Origin of the sequence: Nocardiopsis sp. TNDT3 (assembly GCF_003427465.1) — a bacterium.
In the GTDB taxonomy this organism is placed as follows: domain Bacteria; phylum Actinomycetota; class Actinomycetes; order Streptosporangiales; family Streptosporangiaceae; genus Nocardiopsis; species Nocardiopsis dassonvillei.
The window spans coordinates 1-2,139 of sequence record NZ_QPFC01001431.1 but is presented as its reverse complement, the minus strand read 5'-3'; the positions used below and the strand labels follow the sequence as shown (position 1 = coordinate 2,139).

Here is a 2,139-nt window from a genome sequence, read left to right as displayed (position 1 = left end):
CAGCGCGCCCGCGCCCAGGTGCAGGGCGTCCACGGCCTCCTCCGGCGGCGCCACGAGGTCGGCCGCGTGCGCGATGCGGCGCATGTAGGAGAAGTCCAGGTAGGAGGGGTCGGCCAGGTCCACGTGGGACTGGGGCGTACCGTCCACGACCAGGAACCACGAGTCGGGCCGGTCGGCGTCGGCGAGCAGCTCCGTGCCCGGGTTCCCGTCGTGCACGGCGTCCTCGCCGTCCCCGCCGGGCGCCGCTTCCCTCCGCGCGCCGCGTCTGCCCACGTCCGCCTCCGTTCGTCGGCCCCAAGACTACGCACAGGCCCGAGCGAGCGTGTCCGTGATCGCGCTAGCCTGGGGAACCCAGGTTTTTTTGAGCCGCCAAGGTCTTTCTTGGCATTGCAGATTCCTTTGCTTATCCCACGAGGAGTGGCCGTGCTACTGCGGATGTCGACCCTGTTCCTGCGCACCCTGCGTGAGGACCCGGCGGACGCCGAGGTGCCGAGCCACAAGCTGCTGGTCCGGGGCGGGTTCGTGCGCCGGGCCGCACCCGGCGTCTACACCTGGCTGCCCCTGGGCAAGATCGTCCTGGAGAACGTCGCCCGGATCGTGCGCGAGGAGATGGACGCCATCGGCGCCCAGGAGGTGCTCCTGCCCGCGCTGCTGCCCCGCGAGTACTACGAGGCCACCGGGCGCTGGGAGGAGTACGGCGACACCCTGTTCCGCCTCAAGGACCGCAAGGGCGCCGACTACCTGCTCGGCCCCACCCACGAGGAGCTGTTCACACTCCTGGTCAAGGGGGAGTACTCCTCCTACAAGGACTTCCCGGTCACGCTGTACCAGATCCAGGAGAAGTTCCGCGACGAGGCGCGTCCCCGCGCGGGCGTGCTGCGCGGCCGCGAGTTCCACATGAAGGACTCCTACTCCTTCGACATCGACGACGAGGGCCTGCGCGCGTCCTACGCCGACCACCGCGCCGCCTACATCCGCGTCTTCGACCGGCTGGGCCTGGAGTACGTGATCGTGTCGGCCACGTCGGGCGCCATGGGCGGATCGGCCTCGGAGGAGTTCCTGGCCGTCGCCCCGACCGGCGAGGACACCTTCGTGCGCAGCACGGAGTCCGACTACGCCGCCAACGTCGAGGCCGTGGCCGTCCCGGCCCCCGAGGCGCTGCCGGTCGAGGGGCTGCCCGAGGCCGCGGTCCACCACACCCCGGACACCGCCACCATCCAGACCCTGGTGGACTTCCTCAACGGCGCCGGGCTGGGCCGCGACTTCAGCGAGGCCGACACCCTCAAGAACGTCCTGGTCAAGACCCGCGCGCCCGGTGCGAAGGAGTGGGAGCTGCTGGCCGTCGGCCTGCCCGGCGACCGTGAGGTGGACTTCAAGCGCCTGGAGGCGGCGCTGGAGCCCGCCGAGGTCGCCCTGCTGGAGGAGGCCGACTTCGCGGCCAACCCCTTCCTGGTCAAGGGCTACATCGGCCCCCGCGCGCTGCTGGACAACAAGGTCCGCTACCTGGTCGACCCCCGGGTGGTCACCGGCACCTCCTGGGTGACCGGTGCGGATGAGGCCGACCACCACGTCGTCGGACTGGTCGCGGGCCGCGACTTCGTCCCCGACGGCACCATCGACGTCGCCGAGGTGCGCGACGGCGACCCCTCGCCCGACGGCAGGGGGACCCTGTACACCGCGCGCGGCATCGAGATCGGCCACATCTTCCAGCTGGGCCGCAAGTACACCGACGCCTTCCAGGTGGACGCCCTGGGCCCCGACGGCAAGCCCCGGCGGATCACCATGGGCTCCTACGGCATCGGTGTCTCGCGCGCCGTCGCCGCGGTCGTCGAGCAGTCCCACGACGACAAGGGCGTCGTCTGGCCGCGCGAGGTGGCGCCCGCCGACGTGCACGTGGTCGGCACCGGCAAGGGAGAGCAGATCGAGGAGTCGCTGCGGATCGCCCGGGAGCTGGAGGCCAGGGGCCTGCGCGTCCTCGTGGACGACCGCAAGGGCGTCTCGCCCGGCGTCAAGTTCACCGACGCCGAACTCCTGGGCGTCCCCACCGGCGTCATCGTCGGCCGCGGCCTCAAGGACGGCCTGGTGGAGCTGCGCGACCGCGCCACCGGCGACCGCGAGGAGGTCGCCCTGGCCGAGATC

Annotated in this window: 1 protein-coding gene and 1 pseudogene; one reads left to right on the top strand and one right to left on the bottom strand. The window is 71.7% G+C overall.

Translation table 11 applies throughout. From position 1 onward, the window contains the following. A pseudogene (locus DQW06_RS28575) lies at positions 1 to 273 on the bottom strand (spermine synthase); the annotation flags it as partial. Positions 274 to 435: 162 nt separating this feature from the next. Here DQW06_RS28575 and DQW06_RS28570 point away from each other — a divergent pair. Continuing rightward, positions 436 to 2,139, top strand: a 1,704-nt coding sequence (locus tag DQW06_RS28570) for a proline--tRNA ligase (protein ID WP_117199647.1), incomplete at its 3' end; no start/stop codon positions are given.